Source organism: Pseudoxanthomonas sp. SGNA-20 (genome assembly GCF_003931635.1).
Lineage (GTDB): Bacteria > Pseudomonadota > Gammaproteobacteria > Xanthomonadales > Xanthomonadaceae > Pseudoxanthomonas.
Genome location: NZ_RRYK01000001.1, coordinates 292,688 through 312,233, shown reverse-complemented (window position 1 = coordinate 312,233; position 19,546 = coordinate 292,688). Strand labels below are relative to the sequence as shown.

The window sequence follows — 19,546 nt, the reverse complement described above, 5'->3', positions numbered from 1 at the left end:
CCGTGCACGGCACGCGAACGCGGGGGCCGCGCGGGACCTCAGAGCGCGTGCAGGCGCGGCGACAGCACCTGGGCGCTGACGGCGACGAAGTGGCAGACGCTGCCGGCGATCACGAACAGGTGCCAGATCGCATGCGAGTAGGGGATCGACTCGCGGTGGTAGAAGACCGTGCCCAGGGTGTAGGCGACGCCGCCGCCCAGCAGCCAGCCCAGGGTCCAGCCGTCGAGCGAGGACAGCATCGGCTTGGCCGCCACGACCACCAGCCAGCCCATGGCGATGTAGATCGCGGTGGACAGGCGCTTGAAGCGGCCGGTGAAGAACAGCTTGAACACCACCCCGGCCACGGCCAGGGTCCAGATCGCGGCGAACAGGCTCCAGCCCCACGGGCCGCGCAGCCCGATCAGGGTGAAGGGCGTGTAGGTGCCGGCAATCAGCAGGTAGATCGCGCAGTGGTCGAACACCTTCAGCCGGCCCTTGGCCACCGGGTGCTGGATCGCGTGGTAGAGGGTGGAGGCGGTGTACAGCAGCAGCAGCGCCAACCCGAACACGATCGCGCTGGCCAGCTGCCAGCCGTCGCCGTAGATTGCCGCCAGCGTGATCAGCACCGCGCCGGCGGCCAGGGCCGCGGCGGCGCCGAGCCCGTGGGTCAGCGCATTGGCGATCTCGTCGCGCAGCGACGTCGCGTCCTGGTTGGAGTCTGGCGCAGGCGAAGGGGCGACCGGCATGGCGCGCACGTTATAGCAAACGCAGCGCGTTTTGCACCCGTACGGTAAGGCGCGCCATCGAACGGCGGCCGGGAAGGCCGGCCGCCGTTGCCGTGGTCAGTCCACGCTCACGCTGTGCGCATGCTCGCGGGTGGCCAGGAAGCGCACCGAAGGCGCGCGTTCCTGCGCCAGCTGCAGGTTGACCCGGGTCGGGGCCAGGTAGACCAGCTCGCCGGCCGCGTCGATCGCCAGGTTCATGGCGTTCTTCTCGCGGAACTCCTCCAGCTTCTTCGCGTCGTCGCACTGGATCCAGCGCGCGGTGGCCACGCCGACAGGCTCGAAGTTGGCGTCCACGCCGTACTCGTCCTTGAGGCGGTAGGCGACCACGTCGAACTGCAGCATGCCGACCGCGCCGAGGATCAGGTCGTTGCTCATCAGCGGGCGGAAGAACTGGGTCGCGCCCTCCTCCGACAGCTGGGCCAGGCCCTTCTGCAGCTGCTTGAGCTTGAGCGGGTCCTTCAGCCGCGCGCGGCGGAACAGCTCCGGGGCGAAGTTGGGGATGCCGGTGAACGACAGCGCCTCGCCCTCGGTGAAGGTGTCGCCGATGGAGATGGTGCCGTGGTTGTGGATGCCGATCACGTCGCCCGGCCAGGCCTCGGCGGCGATCTCGCGGTCGGAGGCCATGAAGGTCAGGGCGTTGGCCAGCTTCACTTCCTTGCCGCTGCGCACGTGGAAGGCCTTCATGCCGGCGGTGAAGCGGCCCGAGCACACGCGCATGAACGCGACGCGGTCGCGGTGCTGCGGGTCCATGTTGGCCTGGATCTTGAACACGAAGCCGGTCAGCTTCTCCTCCTGCGGGGCGACCTCGCGGCCGGTGGTGGCGCGCGGCTGCGGCGGCGGCGCGTGCTCGACGAAGAAGTCCAGCAGCGGCTGCACGCCGAAGTTGTTCACGCCCGAGCCGAAGAACACCGGGGTCTGTTCGCCGCGCAGGTACTTGTCCTTGTCGAACGGATCGGCCGCGCCCTGCACCAGCTCCAGTTCCTCGCGCAGGCTGGCGAGCATGTCCGCGCCGATCTTCTCCTCCAGGCCCGGCGCGTCCAGCGACGGGAAGATGGTCGAGTCCTGGCGGGTGAAGTTGCGGCCCGGCTCGTACAGGTGGACCTCGCCGGTGATGAGGTGGACCACGCCCTTCAGGCGCTGGCCCATGCCGATCGGCCAGGTCACCGGCGCGCACTTGATGCCCAGCACGGTCTCGATCTCGTCGAGCAGCTCGATCGGGTCCTTGCCCTCGCGGTCGAGCTTGTTGACGAAGGTCATGATCGGCGTGTCGCGCAGGCGGCACACCTCCATCAGCTTGATCGTGCGTTCCTCCACGCCCTTGGCCACGTCGATCACCATCAGCGCCGAGTCCACCGCGGTGAGCACGCGGTAGGTGTCCTCGCCGAAGTCGGCGTGGCCGGGGGTGTCGAGCAGGTTGACGATGCGGCCCTCGTAGGGGAACTGCATCACCGAGGAGGTCACCGAGATGCCGCGCTCCTTCTCCAGCGCCATCCAGTCGGAGGTGGCGTGGCGGGCGGCCTTGCGGCCCTTGACCGAGCCAGCCATCTGGATCGCGCCCCCGAACAGCAGCAGCTTTTCGGTCAGCGTGGTCTTGCCGGCGTCGGGGTGCGAAATGATCGCGAAAGTGCGCCGGCGCGCGGCTTCGGTTGGGACATCGGACATGGGGGATGGCGCCGGGAGGCGCTGGGTCGGGCAGGAAGCCGGCAATTATACGGGCCGCCGCCGTCGCGGGCCGGGCGTCGCCGCCAGGCCCGCACGGGCAGGTTCAGTTGCCCAGCCAGGGATGCGGCAGTGCGCGCATGCGGCGGATGCCGATGAACTGCAGGGCCACGCCGGCGACCAGTGCCACTGCATAGGCCGCCGTCACCCGCGGCATGGGTCCGGCGATGTCCCCTGCAGTCATCAGCGCCATGCTGGCGAGGGCCAGCAGGATCGACAGCGCCAGGATCGACCAGCGTCCGGCCTGGGTGTGCAGGGCCACGAGGGTCCAGCCCCACAGCAGCGAGAGGCTGCCCAGGCTGGCGCTGGCCAGCAGCACGCAGTGCTCCACCGGGGTGCCCCGGGACACGGCGAAGGCGAGCACCATGGCGAGCGCGGGTACGGCCCGGACCAGGACCTGCAGCGCCAGCTGCCTGGCCAGCACCGGCACCGGCCGTGCCGGCATGCCCGGCAGCAGCGCCAGTTCGTGCAGGCCCTGGCGTGGCTGCCAGAACACGGTGAGGAGGCGCGCCAGCGGCGCCATGCCGCTGCTGATGACCAGCGCCGGCCCCCAGACCAGGCCCATGTGCACCTTGGTGGTGGTGAGGGTGCCGTCTGCGAACAGCCACAGCAGGATCACGCCGACGACCGGCGCCTGCGACACAACGACGTTACGCAGCGAGTTGCGGCCGAAGCCCGGGCCCAGGGCGATCCCCATGACTTCGTCGGGTGCCTGTGCCAGGCCGGTCCCGATCGGGGTTTCCGGGGTCAGCACGCCGGTGTTCTGGCTGGCGGTGGAGGCGAAGGGGTTGCCGCGACCCAGCTGCACCGCCACCGGGACCGTCCAGGCCGAACCCTCCCCGATCCTGCGCGGTATCAGCAGCCAGCACGGGACGCACAGCAGCAGGATCGCGGCGGCGACCATGGCCAGCGGTCCCGGCCCCTGGACGATCCCGGCGATGGCAGTGAACGCGCTCTTCGGGATCGCGCCGATGAACGTGCTGAGGCCAATCATCGCCAGCATCGTCCACGGCGGCATGCTGGCCCAGAACAGCCCGATGGCGGCGCCGATGGACAGGATCGCAGCGGCCATGGCGAAGCTCCCATCCAGGGCCAGCGCCAGCACGGCGGCCGGAAGCGCGACCGCCAGCGCCAGCATGACCATGCCGGTAGCGAGCGCGTGGCGGACCGCGTTCGGCAGGCGCAGCTGCCAGCCTGCGATGGCCATCGCGACCAGGCGGCCGCCTGCCAGGAAGGCCCAGAACATGGTCAGTGCCACGGCCAGCATGCTCGAGACCACGAATGCCTTGCCCTTGTTGCCCAGCAGCGACAGCGCCAGGCCGAGCGCGATGGCCAGCGCGACCACGCCCCAGGTCCAGCCGCCGGTGACCAGGGCGGTGCGCAGCGGGCCGGGGACAGGACTGGGCCTGCGCAGGGGGACGGTCGCGGCGCTCATCCGGCCACCTCGATGAACAGGTCCTCCAGGCCCAGGCGGTCGACGCGCACGCCTTCCACCAGCAGCAGGTCCTGCCAGCCCTTGCGGCCGGCCACGACCAGCTGCAGCTCGCCGCCGGCGGTCTGGCGGCGCACCAGCTCGCCCGGGAGCGCGGCCGGCACGCGTGCGGCCGCGGCGGCCGGCACGTGGATGCGCACGACTTCGTCCTTGACCTCGTCCAGGGCGCGGTCGAGCAGCAGCCGGCCCTCCTGCAGGAAGGCCACCCGCGAGGCGACGCGTTCCAGGTCGCTGACGATGTGGCTGGAGAACAGCACCGTGGTGCCCGAGTCCATGGCCTGGGTCACCAGCTCGCGCAGCAGTTCGCGGCGCGCCACCGGGTCCAGCGCCGAGGCCGGCTCGTCCAGCACCAGCAGCCAGGGGCGCGGGGCCAGGGCACGCGCCATCGCCAGGCGCTGCGCCTGGCCGGGCGAGAGCTTGCCGATCGGCCGCGACGGGTCGATGTCCCAGCGGCGCAACAGGCCCGCGGCGTGCGCCGGATCCCAGTCCGGATACAGCTGCGACAGGTAGTCGAACAGCTGCCCGACCTTCATCCACGAGAACGCCTGCGGCTGCTGCGGCACGTAGCCCAGGCGCGCCTTGCGCACCTCGTCCAGGGCCAGCGCCGGGGCGCCCATCACCCGCGCCTCGCCGGCCCGCGGCCGCAGCAGGCCCAGCAGGCAGCCGATCAGGCTGCTCTTGCCGGCGCCGTTGCGGCCGACCAGGGCCAGCACCTCGCCCTGCGGTACGTCCAGTTCGATCCCGCGCAGTACCTCGTGGCGGCCATAGGCCAGGTGGATGCCACGCGCGGAGAGCGGCATTCCGGTGTCCAGTACGGGTGCGGGCACGGCCAGGGCATTCATGCGTCGTCCTCTTCCAGGAGTTGGCGCAACCGCGCGAGCACACGGTCGACGGGGAGTTCCAGTTCTCGGCTGTGGCGGGCGGCCTCGCGCAGGGCGGGCTCGAGCTGCTGCATGCGTGCGGCCACGCTCCCGATGGGGCGGGCACCGTGGGCCACGACCATGCCCTTGCCGCGCAGGCGCTCCAGCACGCCTTCGGCCTCGAGCTGGCTGTAGGCGCGGGAGACCGTCATCGGGTTGATGGCATGGACCGCGGCGACCTCGCGCACGGAGGGCAGGGCATCGCCGGGGCGCAGGTGGCCGGCGCTGGCGAGGCGCCGGATCTGCTCGGCGATCTGCCGGTAGATCGGGTCCGGCAGCCCCGGGTTGATGTGCAGCGAGGAGGCATCCATGTGTATCAATGCAACAATACACTTGGCCCGTGTCAAGCCATGCAACGCGCGGTGGGCTCGATGGGGGATGCAGTGGGGCCGGGCAGGGCCCGCGCCGGATCAGTGGCCGTCGCTATCGGCGTCGCGGGCGAAACGCAGTTCCGAGGGGCCGGCGAACATGCGGAACGGCACCGATTCCAGGCGCATGCCGCGGTTGACCTGTACCGCGAAGTGCAGGTGCGGGGCGGTGCTGAAACCGGTATTGCCCGACAGGGCGATGCGCTGGCCCTGGCGCACCCGCTGCCCGACCCGCACCAGCACCCCGTCGGCCTTGAGGTGGGCATACAGGGCCATGCTCCCGTCCGCATGCAGGATGCGCACGTAGTTGGCGCGGCCGCCGTAGCGCCCGCGGTCCAGGCCGGTGCCGGCATGGTCCGATTCGACCTGCATCACCACGCCCTCGCGCGCGGCCAGCACCGGGGTGCCCTCGGGCATGGCGAAATCCACCGCGTAGCGGTTCTGCGCGTCGGCATGGCTGAAGCTGCCGCCGAAACCCTGGTCCACCCGCACCCGCGGGTGCTCGAACGGCAGGCGGTATTCGTAGTCCAGCGGGCGTGCGCGCGGGTCGCCCGGCATCTGTTCCAGTACCACGTCGAAGCTGCCGCCGTGGCGCGGGTCGCTGGCATAGAGGCGGGCGACCACCGCTTCGGCATGCGCCGGCACCACCGTGCGCACGGGCATCGCCGGCGCGCTGGTGACGTTCTCGCCCTCGCGCAGGCGCAACACCACCTCCACCGGTCCGGGCAGGCGGTTGCCGGCGCGCACCTCGTGGTGGCTGCCGCGGTCGACCAGACGCAGCTGCACCGGCGGGCCGTCCTCGCCGCGGTAGCGCGGCCCGGCCTCGTTGGCGGCGGCGTCGGCAGGCGGAACCTCGCGGTAATGTCCGGCGCCGCCCTGGTCGCCGCGCCAGAAGCGTGAAGCCCCGGCGGGGCTGGCGCCCAGGGCCAGGCCGGCCAGCACCAGCAACAGCCAGCGCCGTGCGCGTAGCCGCCTCACCGGCCGCCTCCGGCGTGCCGGCCGGCGAGCTGCGGGAGGAGCGGGGCGGGGCGGGCCGGGGGCATGGGCGTGATTATCCGCACGCTTCCGGCGCGACGTGCAATTAGTTTCATCTCTGCATCAAGATGAAGCGATTGACACGCCCGGGAGGGGGTGGCAATCTGGCCGCGCCATCGAGACCGGCGGAGGGACAGGCCCTTTGATGCCGGGGCAGCCAGCGGACGCGCAAGCGTTGCGCAACGGTGCCAAATCCTGCGGGGACCTCCGCGTCCACCGGAAGATGGTTCGAACGTGCCGCCAGGCATGTCGAACGCGGGCCGCGCAGGCTCGGTGGCGTGACCTTTCCCGGATCCGCCACGCCCGTGAACACCGCCTCCGCCGCCACCCGCGAACCTCCCTGTACCACCGCCCAGCGCGGCGAGATCGCCGTGGCCCTGCCGATGCGCCATGCCGGCGTGCAGGCGGTGGCGCTGCGCTACGAGCTGCAGGGACCGGCCGACGCACCGGTGGTGCTGGTGGCCGGTGGCATTTCCGCGCACCGCCATGTCTCGGCCAGCGCGCAGTTCCCGGAGAAGGGCTGGGCCAACGAGCTGGTGGCGCCGGGTCGCACCCTGGACCCGGCGCGCTTCCGCGTGCTGGCGTTCGATTACGTCGCCGCCGACGGCCGCCTGGACGTGCCGGTGGACACCGCCGACCAGGCCGATGCCGCGGCGTTGCTGCTGGACGCGCTGGAGATCGGGCGGCTGCACGCATTCGTCGGTTATTCCTACGGGGCGATGGTCGGCCTGCAGTTCGGCGCGCGGCATCCTGCGCGCCTGCGCCACCTGGTGGCGGTCAGCGGCGTGCACCGCCCGCATCCGTACGCCTGTGCCTGGCGCGCGCTGCAGCGGCGCGCGGTGGCGCTGGGCCAGCTGCAGTGCGCCGATGCCGCCGGCCTGGCCCTGGCGCGGCAGTTCGCCATGCTCAGCTACCGCACGCCGGAGGAGTTCGGCGAGCGCTTCGACAGTGCGCCGGAAATCGTCAACGGCCGCGTGCGCTGCGCCGCCGAGGACTACCTCGATGCCGCCGGCGCGCAGTACGTGGCGCGTACCCCGGTCACCGCCTTCCTGCGCCTGTCCGAGTCCATCGACCTGCACCGGATCGATCCGGCCGCGGTGCAGGTGCCGGTCACCGTGGTCGCCGTGGAAGGCGACCGCCTGGTGCCGCTGACCGATTCGGTGAACCTGGTCGAGGGCCTGGCCGGGCGCGGCCAGCTGCGCGTGCTGCGCTCGCCGTACGGGCACGACGCCTTCCTCAAGGAAACCGACCGCATCGACCTCATTCTCGCCGCCGTCCTGCGCGGCACCGGAGCCGCCGCATGAGCACCCAGTCCTTCCCCGCCCCTTCCTCCCCCTGTCGTCCGGCCACCACCGCGGTGCGCGCCGGCATCGACCGCGACACCGCCTACGGCGCGGTGACCCCGCCGATCGTGCTGTCGAGCAACTTCAGCTTCGACGGCTTCGGCAACAAGCGCCAGTACGACTACACCCGCAGCGGCAATCCGACCCGCGACCTGCTGGCCGAGGCCCTGTCCGAACTGGAAGGCGGCACCGGCGGCGTGGTCACCGCCACCGGCATGGGCGCGATCTGCCTGGTGCTGCACGCGCTGCTGCAGCCGGGCGACCGCCTGGTGGTGCCGCACGACGCCTACGGCGGCAGCTGGCGCCTGTTCAACGCGCTGGCCGCCAAGGGCCATTTCGAGCTGGTCACCGCCGACCTCACCGATCCGTGCTCGCTGGCCGATGCGCTGGCGACCTCGCCGAAGCTGGTGCTGGTGGAGACCCCGTCCAATCCGCTGCTGCGCATCACCGACCTGCGCCTGGTGATCGACGCCGCGCACCGCGCCGGCGCGCGGGTGGTGGTCGACAACACCTTCCTGTCGCCGGCGCTGCAGAAGCCGCTGGCGCTGGGCGCGGACCTGGTGCTGCATTCGACCACCAAGTACGTCAACGGCCACAGCGACGTGGTCGGCGGCGCGGTGGTGGCGGCCGATGCGGAAACCCACCAGCAGCTGGTGTGGTGGGCCAATGCGCTGGGCCTGACCGGCTCGCCGTTCGACAGCTTCCTGACCCTGCGCGGCCTGCGCACGCTCGATGCGCGCATGCGCGTGCACCAGGAGAACGCGGCGGCGATCGTCGCCCTGCTGGACGGGCATCCGGCGGTGGAGAAGGTGTACTTCCCGGGCCTGGCCTCGCATCCGGGCCATGCCGTGGCCGCGCGCCAGCAGGCCGGCTTCGGCGCGATGCTCAGCTTCGAGCTGCGCGGCGGCGAGCCGGCGGTGCGTGCCTTCGTCGACAGCCTGCGCTGGTTCACCCTGGCCGAATCGCTGGGCGGGGTGGAGAGCCTGGTCGCGCATCCGGCCTCCATGACCCATGCGGCGATGACGCCCGAGGCGCGCGCCAAGGCCGGCATCTCCGACGGCCTGCTGCGGCTGTCGGTGGGCATCGAGGCCGAGGCCGACCTGGTTGCCGACGTGGCCGCCGCGCTGGCCGCGGCCGAGGCCGCGATCCCGGCGCAGCCGGAACGGGCCAGCGCATGAGCGCGCTGGCCGGTCCTGGCCTGCAGCCGCCGCGTCCGCGCGCCGCGCCTGCCACGCGGCGCCTGGCACTGCTGGGCACCGGCGCGGTCGGCAGCGCCTTCGTGGCCCGTTACCGGTTGCTGCAGCAGCGCGGCCTGGCGCTGCCGCCAGTGGCGTGGCTGGCGAATTCGCGCGCGGTGCTGAAGGCCGGGCGCGACCTGGAGGCTGCGCTGGCGGTGGCCAATGCCGCGCCGCCGCGCGCGGCCGAACTGCAGGGCTGGGCCGAGGCGGAGGCCCTGCGTCCCGGCGACGTGCTGGTCGACGCCACCGCCAGCGAGCTGGTGGCCAACTGGCATCCGGAGTGGCTGGCGCGCGGGGTCAACGTGGTCACCGCCAACAAGCTGGGCCATGGTGGCCTGCTGGCGCGCTCGCAGGCGATCTGCGAGGCGCAGGCGCGCACCGGTGCCAGCTACGGCGATAGCGCCACGGTCGGCGCCGGGCTGCCACTGCTGCGCAGCCTGCGCGGGCTGGTGGCCGGCGGCGACCATATCCATGCGGTGGAAGGCGTGCTGTCCGGCTCGCTGGCCTGGCTGTTCAACCGTTACGACGGCAGCCGGCCGTTCTCGGCGCTGGTGGCCGAGGCCGCCAGCGCCGGCTACACCGAGCCGGATCCGCGCGTGGACCTGTCCGGCGAGGACGTGCGCCGCAAGCTGCTGATCCTGGCGCGCGCCGCCGGCCTGGCGCTGGAGGTGCGCCAGGTGCAGGTGGAATCGCTGGTGCCGCCGGCGCTGGCGCAGTTGCCGGCCGATGCGGTGGCCGCGGCGCTGCCGCAGCTGGACGCGGCGCTGGCCGCGCGCCTGCAGCAGGCGCGCGCGCAGGGCGGGGTGCTGCGTTTCGTCGGCCGCTTCGACGCCGACGGCGCCCAGGCTTCGCTGCAGGTGCTGCCGGCCGCACATCCGCTGGCCGCCGGTGCCGGCACCGACAACCGCGTGGCGATCCGTTCGGACCGCTACCGCGAGCAGCCGCTGCTGATCCAGGGCCCGGGTGCGGGCGCGGACATCACCGCGGCGGCGCTGCTGGACGACGTGCTGCGCATCGCCGCCTGAGCCGCCGCGCGCGGCTCAGCACTCGATGACGTTGACCGCCAGGCCGCCGCGGCTGGTTTCCTTGTACTTGTCCTGCATGTCGCGGCCGGTGTCGCGCATGGTGCGGATCACCTTGTCCAGCGAGACCTTGTGCTGGCCGTCGCCGCGCATGGCCATGCGCACGGCGTTGATCGCCTTCACCGCGCCCATCGCGTTGCGCTCGATGCAGGGGATCTGCACCAGTCCGCCGATCGGGTCGCAGGTCAGGCCGAGGTTGTGCTCCATGCCGATCTCGGCCGCGTTCTCGACCTGGTTGGGGGTGGCCCCCAGCGCCGCGGCCAGGCCGGCGGCGGCCATCGAGCAGGCCACGCCGACCTCGCCCTGGCAGCCGACCTCGGCGCCGGAGATCGAGGCGTTCTCCTTGTAGAGGATGCCGATCGCGGCGGCGGTGAGCAGGAAGTCGAACACGCCCTGCTCGCTGCTGCCGGGGCAGAAGCGGTCGTAGTAGTGCAGCACCGCGGGGATGATCCCGGCCGCGCCGTTGGTGGGCGCGGTGACCACGCGCCCGCCGGCGGCGTTCTCCTCGTTCACCGCCAGCGCGTAGAGGTTGACCCAGTCCAGCGTGGTCAGCGGATCGCGCATGGCCGCCTCCGGCTTGGACGACAGTTCGCGGTACAGGCCCGGCGCGCGGCGGGCCACGTGCAGGCCGCCGGGCAGGGTGCCCTCGGCGCGGATGCCGCGAGCCACGCAGGCCTGCATCGCGTTCCAGATCGCGCGCAGGCCGTCGCGGATCTCTTCCTCGCCGCGCCAGGCCAGTTCGTTGGCGAACATCACCCGGGCGATGCTCAGGCCGCTGTCGGCGCAGCGCCGCAGCAGCTCCTCACCGCTGGAGAAGGGGTAGGGCAGGGCGGTGTCGTCCGGCACGATGCGGTCTTCGGCCGCCTCGTCCGGGTTGACCACGAAGCCGCCGCCGACCGAGTAGTAGTCGCGCGTGGCCAGCACCGCGCCATCGGCGTCGTAGGCGGTGAAGCGCATGCCATTGGAGTGGAACGGCAGCTTCTGGCGCTTGTTCATCACCAGGTCGCGTTTCTCGTCGAACGCCACCGCATGGCCGGGCGCCAGGCGCACCTTGCCTTCGCCGCGGATGCGCGCCAGCAGGCCGGGGATGGCGTCCGGGTCGACGGTGTCCGGCTGGTGGCCCTCCAGGCCCAGCAGCAGCGCCTTGTCGGTGCCATGGCCGCGGCCGGTCAGGGCCAGCGAGCCGAACACCTCCGCGCGTATCCGCGCCACCTCGGCCACCCGCCCCGGTTCCACCAGCCAGTGGCCGACGAAGCGCGCGGCGGCGCGCATCGGGCCGACGGTGTGCGAGGAGCTGGGACCGATGCCGATCTTGAACAGGTCGAAGGTGCTGACGGCCATCGCGGCAACCACGGGAACGGGCCGCCATTGTATTGGTTGCCGGAGAAACTGGCATGACGCGCCGCGGGCCAGCGGCTAAGGTAGCCGCCCAACGCAGCCTCACGGGGATCGGGAATGGGCCTGGTGCTCTACCAGCGCGACGACTGCCACCTCTGCGACCAGGCGCTGGCCGTGCTGGCCGCGGCGCGCGCACCGGAGCCGCAGAGCGTGTTCATCGACGACGACGCCACGCTGGAGGCGCGCTACGGCACGCGCGTGCCGGTGCTGCGCGACGCCGGCGGGCGCGAGCTGGACTGGCCGTTCGACGTGGCCCGCCTGCGCCAGTGGCTGGCCGGCTGAGCGGCCGCGCGCGGGCCGGTCACGGCTGCTTGAACACCACCTTGGTGCTGACGTTGACCGCGTTGGGGATCAGGTCGGTGTCGGCCCAGTCGCCGCCGCCGACGCCGAAGTCCAGGCGCTGGACCACGGCGCGGCCGGTCAGCACCGGCTGCGGGCCCGAGGCATCCCAGCTGAAGGTCAGGGTCACCGGCTTGCTGACGCCGCGCAGTTCCAGGGTGCCATCGGCGGCGTACTGGCCGTCGGCCAGCTTGCGGAAGCCGCTGGCGGTGTAGCGCGCCTGGGCATGGCGGCCGATGTCGAAGAAGTCGGCGGTGCGCAGGGTCGAGTCGCGGTCGGTGTTGCCGGTGGCCGCGCTGGCCAGGTTGATGCTCACCTCCAGCTTGCCCTCGGCCGGCTTGGCCGGGTCGAAGCGCAGGCGGGTGTTGAACTCGTGGAAGCGGCCGGTAAACAGCTCGCCGTCGTAACGGCTGGCGAAGGCCAGGGTCGAGCCCTCGGCCTGGACGTATTCGCTGGCGATGGCCGGTGCGGCGGCCAGCATTCCGGCCAGCAGGGCGGCGACGGCGACAGGGGTGGTCAGCATCGGCTTCACGGGGCGTCCTCGCGCGGGGGTTGCGTGGTCATCCGGCGCGGCAGCATCCGCGCCAGGGTTGCATCATGCCTGACGAAATGGTGGTACAGCGCGGCCCCGGCGTGCACCAGCACCAGCAGGACCAGCAGCCAGAACAGCCACTCGTGCCAGCCGTGGGCGGCATCGGCCAGGGCCCGGTCCGGGGCCACCAGCTTGGGCACCTCGACCTGGCCGAACCAGCGGAACGGGCGCAGCCCGCTGGCCGAGTCGTAGAGCCAGCCGGACAGCGGCATGGCCAGGGCCATGCCATACAGCAGCAGGTGCACCACGCCGGCCAGCCAGGCCTGCCAGCGCGGCGTGCCGGGCACCGGGGCCGGGGCGCCTGCGTACAGGCGCCAGCCGATCCGCACCAGCACCAGGGCCAGCACGGTCAGGCCCAGCGACTTGTGCACGGTGTAGACCCAGAAGTACTTCGGCGAGCGCGGCAGCTCGCCCATCACCAGGCCGACCACGCCGATCAGCAGGATCAGCACGGCGATGGTCCAGTGCAGCAGCTGGCTGATGCCGCCCCAGCGGTCGGTGTTCTTCAGGCTCATGGCTGGACGGGTTCCTCGGGCTCGGGTGGGCGTTCGGGTGGCAGGGGCGACGGCGGCGGGGGCACACCAGCGTCCGCGGGCGGATCGGCTGCGCCTGCCTGGCCCGGCTCCGGCGCGCGGCTGCTGCGCACGGCCTCGGCCTCGATCCGCAGCTCGACCTCGTCGCCAATCATCGTCGGCCAGGCATCCACGCCGAATGCGCTGCGGCTGAGCGTGCCCCGCGCCGAGAACCCGGCGGTGCGCCGGAACGGCGGCATGGGGTGGCGGCGCAGCGCGTTGAAGCTGACCTCCAGCGCCAGCGGCCGGGTCACCCCGCGCAGGGTCAGCTGGCCGTGGACGACGAAGCGGTCGGGCCCCAGCGGCTCGACCCGCTCGGAGACGAAGTGCGCCTCGGGCCAGCGCCCGGCATCGAGCAGGTTGCGCGCCAGGGTGGCGCGGTTCCAGTCCGGGTCGCCCAGGTCCAGGCGCTGCAGCGGCACGCGCACGTCCAGGCGCGCGCTGCTCCAGTCCTCCGGATCGAACTCCAGCGTGCCCTCGCTGCCGGACACCGTGCCCAGCGCCTGCGAGAACCCGGCATGGGACACGGCGAACAGCACCCGGGTATGCACCGGGTCCAGGGCATAGCGCGCCGGCGCCGCCGCGGCGGCCGCGGCCAGCAGCCCGCAGGCCGCGAGCAGGGCGGCGGCGGAGCGGGCGACACGGGCGCGGATGGACGGCATCGGCCGCATTCTAGGTGCAGCGGGCGCGGCGTGGCTTGCGCCTGCCTGCCGCCATTGCGACGATTCGTTCCGGGGTTGGCCTCGAGGACACCATGCGGCTGTTGTGGCTGTGCCTGTTGCTGGCGCTGTCCGGTGCCTTGCGCGCCGCGGTGCCCGAATTGCCGCGCTTCCGGGTCCTCGGGCCCGGGGACGGGCTGCCGTCGGCCATGGTCCCGGCGATCGCCCGCGACCACGATGGCTACCTGTGGGTCGCCACCTGGGATGGCCTGGCGCGCTACGACGGCGTCGGCTTCCGCGTCTGGCAGCACGATCCGGAGGATCCGGCCTCGTTGCCCGGCAACCTGATCCAGGCCCTGTACGTGGATGGCCGCAACCGCATCTGGGTGGCCAGCGAGGGCGGCGGCGTCAGCGTGATGGACACCAGCCGCAGCGGCTTCCGCCACTACCGCAGCGCGACCCACCCGGAGCTGGAGAGCGACGACGTCTTCACCATCACCGGGCGCGGCGACGAGGTCTGGCTGGGCACGTTCGGCGGCGGCCTGTACCGGATCGACGGCGAGGACCGGCTCAAGCGCATGCGCGCGCGCGACCCGGAGATCGACGCTTCTCTGGACCGCGCGGTCATGGGCATCTCCATGGACCCGCACGGGGAAACCATCCTGGTGGCCACGCTCAACGGCCTGGCCTACTGCATGAACAAGGCCTCGCGGGTGCGCCGCCTGCCGCTGCCCGGGCCCGAGCCGTTCCCGCCGGTGACGGCGCTGTGGCGCGACGGCCAGGCCACCTGGATCGGCACCCCGCACGGCCTGCACCGGATGCGCGACGACGGCACCTGGGACACCCCGGCATGGGCCGAGGAGTTCCGCGGCCGGCGCGCGGTCAGCGCGATGAGCGGCGATGGCCAGGGCGGCTACTGGGTGGCGACCACCGTCGGGCTGTGGCACGTGCCGCGCGGCGGGCAGCCGGTGGCGGTGGGCCACGGCTTCGACGTGCCCGGGCCGAACAGCGTGATCCAGGCCATGCTGCACGACGTGGACGGCGGCCTGTGGGTGGGCCTGCCGGCCCAGGGCCTGGGCTACCTGCGCGCGGACTGGCGCCGCACCGCGGTGCTGGGGCCGGGGCAGGGTTTCGCCGGCGGCGCCTACCGGGTGGTGGCGTCGGCCGCCGGCGGCGGCGTCTGGCTGACCGGCAACGCCGGTACCGGCGGACGCCTGGACACCTCGCGCGCCGAGTTCGCCGAGACCCTCGGCGCCCTCGGCACGGTCAGCCACGCCAGCGTGCGCAGCGCGCTGCAGGACAGCCGCGGCCGGTTGTGGCTGGGGCGCAGCGGCGCCCTGGTGCGGCTGGACGGAAGTGCGTCGCAGCTGTGGACGGCGCAAAGCCCGGTCGACGCGGTGATGGGCCGCGGTCCGCTGGAATGGATCCTCGAGGCGCCCGACGGCACCCTGTGGCTGGCCTTCACCGGCGCCGGCCTGCAGCAACGCAACCCGGAGGGCAAGGTGCTGGCCGAGCTGCGCCCAGGCCGCACCCCGGGCCTGGACAGCGCGGACTTCTCCGCCGTGGCGATCGGCCCGGAAGGCGTGCCGTTGATCGCCGAGGGCGCCTGGATCCTGCGCTGGGAGCCGCGCACCCAGGCCTTCGTGCCGCTGCCGGGGCTGAACCCGCCGGGCGAGGAGGAAACCATCTACGGCTTCGTCCTGGACGGGCCGGACCAGCTGTGGCTGCAGCGCCTGTCCGGGCTGGAGCTGTGGCAGCGCCGGCAGGGGCGCTGGACCCGGCAGGCGCGCCTGGGCGTGGCCGAGGGCATCCCGGCGACCGAGGCCACCGGCATGCGCGTGGACGCGCGCAGGCGGCTGTGGCTGGCCACCCGCCGCGGCCTGTTCCGGGTGGACCCGCCGGCCGGCGGGCAGCCGGCGCGGGTGCGCCCGTTCGGCGTGCGCGAGGGCCTGCCCAGCCAGGAGTTCGTCGAACGCGCGATCGCGATCGACGAGGACGGCGTGCTGGTGGCCTCCACCGGCGACGGCTCGCTGCTGCTGCTGGACACCACCCTGCCGGATCCGCCGCCGGTGTCGCCGCGGCTGGTGGTCGACGCCCTGCGCGTGCGCAGCGGCGAGGGCTGGATGGACCTGCCGCAGTCCGGCGGCTTCACCCTCGGCCCGTACGACCACGACCTGGAAGTGGTGCTGCGCCTGCTGTCCTACGACGACCCCGGCTCGCACCGCTACCGTTCGCGGCTGCTGGGCTACGACAGCGACTGGGTGGAGATGCGTGGCGGCGCGCGCCTGTTCTCGCAGCTGCCGCCGGGCCGCTACCGGCTGCAGCTGCAGGCCTCGCTGGGCCACCACAGCAGCTGGTCGGAAGTGCTGGAGTTCGGGTTCGCGGTGGCGCCGCCGTGGTGGCGCACCAGCTGGGCGCTGCTGGGCGCGCTGTTGCTGGTGCTGCTGGCGATCGTCGGCAGCGCCTGGCTGTACCTGCGCCGGGTGCGTTCACGCAGCCAGTGGCAGCTGGTCATGCACAAGCGCGAGCTGGCCGAGCAGGCGTCGATGGCCAAGAGCCGGTTCCTGGCCACCCTCAGCCACGAGGTGCGCACGCCGATGACCGGCGTGCTGGGCATGAGCGAACTGCTGCTGGAGACGCCGCTGGACGCGCGCCAGCGCAGCTACGTCGAATCCATCCGCCGCGCCGGCGACCACCTGCTGCGGCTGGTCAACGACGCCCTGGACCTGGCCCGGATCGAGGCCGGCAAGCTGCAGCTGGACTCGCAGGACTTCGATCCGCACGCGCTGGCCGCCGAGGTCGGCGGGCTGATGGCGCCGGTGGCCGAGCAGCGCGGCCTGGCCTTCCACCTGCGGGTGGCGCCGGACATGCCGCCGGCGGTGCGTGGCGACCCGGGCCGGGTACGCCAGATCCTGCTCAACCTGCTGGGCAACGCGGTCAAGTTCACCGACCGCGGCGAGGTGGTGCTGGAGCTGGGGCGGATCTCGCCCGAGGGCATCGTGTTCGTGGTCCGCGACACCGGCCCGGGCCTGAGCGAGGAGCAGAAGGCGCGCCTGTTCCGGCGCTTCGAGCAGGCCGACGGCGCGCGCACCGCGGCGCGCTACGGCGGCAGCGGCCTGGGCCTGGCGATCTGCAAGGAACTGGCGCTGGCCATGGGCGGGCGGATCGACGTCGACAGCGCGCCCGGGCGCGGCACCGCGTTCCGGGTGCAGCTGCCGCTGCCGAACGCGCCGGCGCCCGAGGCCCCGCCGCGTCCGGCGCCGGCCCCGGAGCGCACGCGGCGGCCGCTGGACCTGCTGCTGGTGGAGGACGACGCCACCGTGGCCGAGGTCATCTGCAGCCTGCTGCGCGCGCGCGGGCACCGCGTCGCCCACGCCCCGCACGCGCTGGCGGCGCTGGCGGACGTGGCGGTGGCGCACTTCGACGTGGCCTTCCTCGACCTGGACCTGCCCGGCATGAACGGCATGGCCCTGGCCCGGCAGTTGCGCGCGCAGGGCTTCGCCTCGCCGCTGGTCGCGGTGACCGCGCGCACCGATGGCGAGGCCGAGCAGCTGGCCCGCGCCGCCGGCTTCGACGGCTTCCTGCGCAAGCCGGTGACCGGCGAGATGCTGGCCGCGGCGATCGCCGCGGTGCTGCCGGAACCGGCGGAGGCCTGAGCAATGCGCGGGCGCTGGCCGGCGCGGGGCGTGCTGGCGGCGCTGCTGGCCTGGGCGCCGGGCGCGGCCACCGCGGAAAGCGCACCGCCGCCGCTGCTGGGCGGGCTGATCACCCAGACCCGGGTGCTCTACCCGCTGCAGGTCGGGGAATGGAAGGCGAGCGGGGAAACCCGCTACCCGGACCAGGGGCTGGGGGTTTCGGTGCGCTACGTGTCCGCTGACTCCTGGCTGGACCTGTACGTCTACCCGGCCGGACCGGCCGCCGCCTACCGGCTGGACGAGCTGGCCGCGCACGAGCGCGGGCAGATGCTGCAGGCCGGCCACAGCCTGGGCTCGCCCGCGCACGCCGAAGCGCTGCAGGCGCTCGAACTGCCCGGCGAGGATGGCCGCGGGCGCGTGCCGGCGCGGGCGGTAGCGGTGGCATACCCGCGCCAGCAGCTGGGTTCGGTGATGCTGCTGTTCGCCCGCAACCTTTACCTGGTCAAGGCGCGCGCCAGCGCCCCGGCGAGGGTGCCGCCGGAGCAGCTGCTGGAGCGGGTGCGGGAGTTCATGGGCGAGGTGTCGGCGCAGCTGCGCATCCGCAGCACCGGGGCCTGCTGGCTGCCACAGCGGGTGGAGCTGGTCGACGTGCTGCCGGATCCGGAAGCGCCGCCGGTACTGGCCAGCTATCGCGGCGACACAGCCGCGGCGCCGAGCGCGGTGGCGCTGGTCGACGCTGCGCAGGTCCTGCACCAGGAAGCGGCGCGTGCCGGCGAGCTGGCCGCCGCACTGGCCGCGGCCGTGTACCCGGGCTGCGTCGCGCCGGAGGCGATCGAGCCGCAGGTGCCGCCGCACCTGCGCGAGATCCGGATCGAGTACCTGGCGCCGGCCGACCGCCGCGCTGCGCCCAAGGCGCCGTCGTTGGGGCGGCCGCGGCTGCGCAGCCGCGGCACCGGCTGAGGCCGGTCAGCGTGCGCTGTGCGCGTGCACCGCCTCGACCAGGGCCAGCACGTGCTCCGGGTCCATGTCCGGCGACATGCCATGGCCGAGGTTGAACACGTGGCCCTCGCGCGAGCCGCCGTTGCCCTCGGCATAGCTGTCCAGCACGCGCGCGGCCTCGCGGGCGATGACCTCCGGACTGGCGTACAGGGTGGCCGGGTCGAGGTTGCCCTGCAGCGCGACCTGGCCGCCGGTGCGGCGCGCGGCCTCGCCCAGGTCCACGAGCCAGTCCACGCCCACCGCGTCGGTGCCGGTGGCGGCCAGCGCCTCCAGGTATGGCGCGTTGCCCTTGCCGAACAGGATCAGCGGGGTGCGGTCCTCGCCCTCGCCGCGCTGCAGCTCGCGCGCGATGCGCTGCAGGTAGGGCAGGGAGAACTGGCGGTACAGCGTCGGCGAGAGCACGCCGCCCCAGGTGTCGAATACCTGCAGCGCCTGCGCGCCGGCGGCGCGCTGCGCGGCCAGGTAGGCGATGACCGCGTCGGTGACCACGCCCAGCAGCTTGTGCAGCAGCTCCGGGCGGTTGAAGGCCATGGCCTTGATCTTCGCGTAGTTGTCGCTGCCGCCGCCCTCGACCATGTAGCAGGCCAGGGTCCAGGGGCTGCCGGAGAAGCCGATCAGCGGCACCGCGCCGGCAAGCTCGCGGCGGATCACGCGCACCGCGTCCATCACGTAGCGCAGTTCGGTCTCCATGTCCGGCACCGCCAGGCGGGCCACGTCGGCCTCGTCGCGCACCGGCCGCTCGAACTTCGGGCCCTCGCCCTCGGCGAAGTACAGGCCCAGGCCCATGGCGTCGGGCACGGTGAGGATGTCCGAGAACAGGATCGCCGCGTCCAGCGGGAAGCGGCGCAGCGGCTGCAGGGTGACCTCGCAGGCCAGTTCCGGGGTCTTGGCCATGGCCAGGAAGCTGCCGGCGGCGGCGCGGGTGGCGCGGTACTCGGGCAGGTAGCGGCCGGCCTGGCGCATCAGCCACACGGGGGTGCGGTCCACGGGCTGCCGGCGCAGGGCGCGCAGCAGGCGGTCGTTGGCGAGGATTTCGGACACTTCGGAACCTTGGTGCGGGAAGGAGGGAGGCGCGCTCAGGCCCGCCGCGGGGCGTCGGCGCCGCTGACGAACATCACCTGGAAGCCGCGCTTGATCTGGGCGTCGCGGGCCTTCTCGAAGGCGGCGATGGCTTCGTCCTGGAGCAGGTACTGCTCGCGCCGCAGTTGCGACTTGCCGCCGATCTGGCCGCTTTCGCGCAGCAGTTCCCAGCCGCCGAACAGGTCCGGCTGCAGGGTCAGCTGCAGGTAACGGGGGGCTTCGCCCGGCGCCGGGCGCTGCTGCAGGAGGATGCGCATGGGACCGGATTGTAGCCGGTGCCGGGCCGGCGTCCGCGCAAGGCCCGGCAGCCG

General features: G+C 73.1%; 18 protein-coding genes and 1 riboswitch. Of the genes, 6 read left to right on the top strand and 12 right to left on the bottom strand.

What is annotated here, in order from left to right; genetic code table 11:
• Positions 1 to 38 precede the first annotated feature (38 nt).
• The 6 genes from EIM48_RS01400 to EIM48_RS01375 form a co-directional block, all read right to left on the bottom strand.
• Positions 39 to 725 (bottom strand): hemolysin III family protein, encoded by a 687-nt coding sequence (locus EIM48_RS01400; RefSeq protein WP_037035345.1) that lies wholly within the window; start codon positions 723 to 725, stop codon positions 39 to 41.
• 96 nt (positions 726 to 821) lie between these two features.
• Entirely contained in the window at positions 822 to 2,426 is a 1,605-nt protein-coding gene (locus EIM48_RS01395) for a peptide chain release factor 3 (protein WP_125110932.1), read from the bottom strand.
• Between the two features lie 103 nt (positions 2,427 to 2,529).
• The gene (locus EIM48_RS01390; protein ID WP_158675190.1) at positions 2,530 to 3,918 is read right to left on the bottom strand and encodes a hypothetical protein; all 1,389 of its coding nucleotides are present in this window, start codon (positions 3,916 to 3,918) and stop codon (positions 2,530 to 2,532) included.
• The gene (locus tag EIM48_RS01385) at positions 3,915 to 4,817 is read right to left on the bottom strand and encodes an ABC transporter ATP-binding protein (protein WP_125110930.1); all 903 of its coding nucleotides are present in this window, start codon (positions 4,815 to 4,817) and stop codon (positions 3,915 to 3,917) included. Before EIM48_RS01385 ends, EIM48_RS01390 begins: the two co-directional genes overlap by 4 nt.
• Entirely contained in the window at positions 4,814 to 5,206 is a 393-nt protein-coding gene (locus EIM48_RS01380; protein ID WP_019399831.1) for a GntR family transcriptional regulator, read from the bottom strand. Before EIM48_RS01380 ends, EIM48_RS01385 begins: the two co-directional genes overlap by 4 nt.
• 99 nt (positions 5,207 to 5,305) lie before the next feature.
• Positions 5,306 to 6,241: a M23 family metallopeptidase gene (locus tag EIM48_RS01375; protein ID WP_233581607.1), complete on the bottom strand. Its 936-nt coding sequence runs from the start codon at positions 6,239 to 6,241 to the stop codon at positions 5,306 to 5,308.
• A gap of 167 nt (positions 6,242 to 6,408) precedes the next feature.
• Positions 6,409 to 6,528: riboswitch (SAM riboswitch) on the top strand.
• 75 nt (positions 6,529 to 6,603) lie between these two features.
• On the opposite strand from EIM48_RS01375, the gene EIM48_RS01370 reads away from it, so the two are divergent.
• Genes EIM48_RS01370 through EIM48_RS01360 form a run of 3 tightly spaced genes read left to right on the top strand, consistent with a single transcriptional unit; the run spans position 6,604 to position 9,904 of the window.
• Positions 6,604 to 7,602, top strand: coding sequence for a homoserine O-succinyltransferase (locus EIM48_RS01370; protein ID WP_019399833.1), 999 nt, complete (start codon positions 6,604 to 6,606; stop codon positions 7,600 to 7,602).
• The gene (locus EIM48_RS01365; RefSeq protein ID WP_028915886.1) at positions 7,599 to 8,819 is read left to right on the top strand and encodes an O-succinylhomoserine (thiol)-lyase; all 1,221 of its coding nucleotides are present in this window, start codon (positions 7,599 to 7,601) and stop codon (positions 8,817 to 8,819) included. Before EIM48_RS01370 ends, EIM48_RS01365 begins: the two co-directional genes overlap by 4 nt.
• Entirely contained in the window at positions 8,816 to 9,904 is a 1,089-nt protein-coding gene (locus tag EIM48_RS01360; protein ID WP_125110929.1) for a homoserine dehydrogenase, read from the top strand. Before EIM48_RS01365 ends, EIM48_RS01360 begins: the two co-directional genes overlap by 4 nt.
• Positions 9,905 to 9,919: 15 nt before the next feature.
• Here EIM48_RS01360 and EIM48_RS01355 read toward each other — a convergent pair whose 3' ends face one another.
• Positions 9,920 to 11,302, bottom strand: coding sequence for an L-serine ammonia-lyase (locus EIM48_RS01355; RefSeq protein ID WP_125110928.1), 1,383 nt, complete (start codon positions 11,300 to 11,302; stop codon positions 9,920 to 9,922).
• A gap of 114 nt (positions 11,303 to 11,416) precedes the next feature.
• Between EIM48_RS01355 and EIM48_RS01350 the strand changes: the two genes are divergently transcribed.
• Positions 11,417 to 11,641: a glutaredoxin family protein gene (locus EIM48_RS01350; RefSeq protein WP_019399837.1), complete on the top strand. Its 225-nt coding sequence runs from the start codon at positions 11,417 to 11,419 to the stop codon at positions 11,639 to 11,641.
• Between the two features lie 19 nt (positions 11,642 to 11,660).
• Here the strand turns inward: EIM48_RS01350 and EIM48_RS01345 are convergent, their stop codons facing one another.
• Genes EIM48_RS01345 through EIM48_RS01335 form a run of 3 tightly spaced genes read right to left on the bottom strand, consistent with a single transcriptional unit; the run spans position 11,661 to position 13,524 of the window.
• Positions 11,661 to 12,221: a YceI family protein gene (locus EIM48_RS01345; RefSeq protein WP_125111226.1), complete on the bottom strand. Its 561-nt coding sequence runs from the start codon at positions 12,219 to 12,221 to the stop codon at positions 11,661 to 11,663.
• Positions 12,222 to 12,226: 5 nt separating this feature from the next.
• Positions 12,227 to 12,805: a cytochrome b gene (locus EIM48_RS01340; protein WP_028915883.1), complete on the bottom strand. Its 579-nt coding sequence runs from the start codon at positions 12,803 to 12,805 to the stop codon at positions 12,227 to 12,229.
• Positions 12,802 to 13,524, bottom strand: coding sequence for a YceI family protein (locus tag EIM48_RS01335; RefSeq protein ID WP_051403776.1), 723 nt, complete (start codon positions 13,522 to 13,524; stop codon positions 12,802 to 12,804). The genes EIM48_RS01340 and EIM48_RS01335 overlap by 4 nt, the downstream gene beginning before the upstream one ends.
• 92 nt (positions 13,525 to 13,616) lie before the next feature.
• Here EIM48_RS01335 and EIM48_RS01330 point away from each other — a divergent pair, with 92 nt between their 5' ends.
• Both EIM48_RS01330 and EIM48_RS01325 read left to right on the top strand, forming a co-directional pair.
• The gene (locus tag EIM48_RS01330) at positions 13,617 to 17,177 is read left to right on the top strand and encodes a hybrid sensor histidine kinase/response regulator (protein ID WP_125110927.1); all 3,561 of its coding nucleotides are present in this window, start codon (positions 13,617 to 13,619) and stop codon (positions 17,175 to 17,177) included.
• Positions 17,178 to 17,180: 3 nt separating this feature from the next.
• Positions 17,181 to 18,116, top strand: coding sequence for a hypothetical protein (locus EIM48_RS01325; protein WP_125108394.1), 936 nt, complete (start codon positions 17,181 to 17,183; stop codon positions 18,114 to 18,116).
• A 6-nt stretch (positions 18,117 to 18,122) separates the two neighbouring features.
• Here the strand turns inward: EIM48_RS01325 and hemE are convergent, their stop codons facing one another.
• Together hemE and EIM48_RS01315 are read right to left on the bottom strand one after the other, a co-directional pair.
• Positions 18,123 to 19,187, bottom strand: a complete 1,065-nt coding sequence (gene hemE / locus EIM48_RS01320) for a uroporphyrinogen decarboxylase (RefSeq protein ID WP_125111225.1) — start codon at positions 19,185 to 19,187, stop codon at positions 18,123 to 18,125.
• Between the two features lie 44 nt (positions 19,188 to 19,231).
• Positions 19,232 to 19,492: a WGR domain-containing protein gene (locus tag EIM48_RS01315; RefSeq protein ID WP_019399844.1), complete on the bottom strand. Its 261-nt coding sequence runs from the start codon at positions 19,490 to 19,492 to the stop codon at positions 19,232 to 19,234.
• Positions 19,493 to 19,546: the final 54 nt, after the last annotated feature.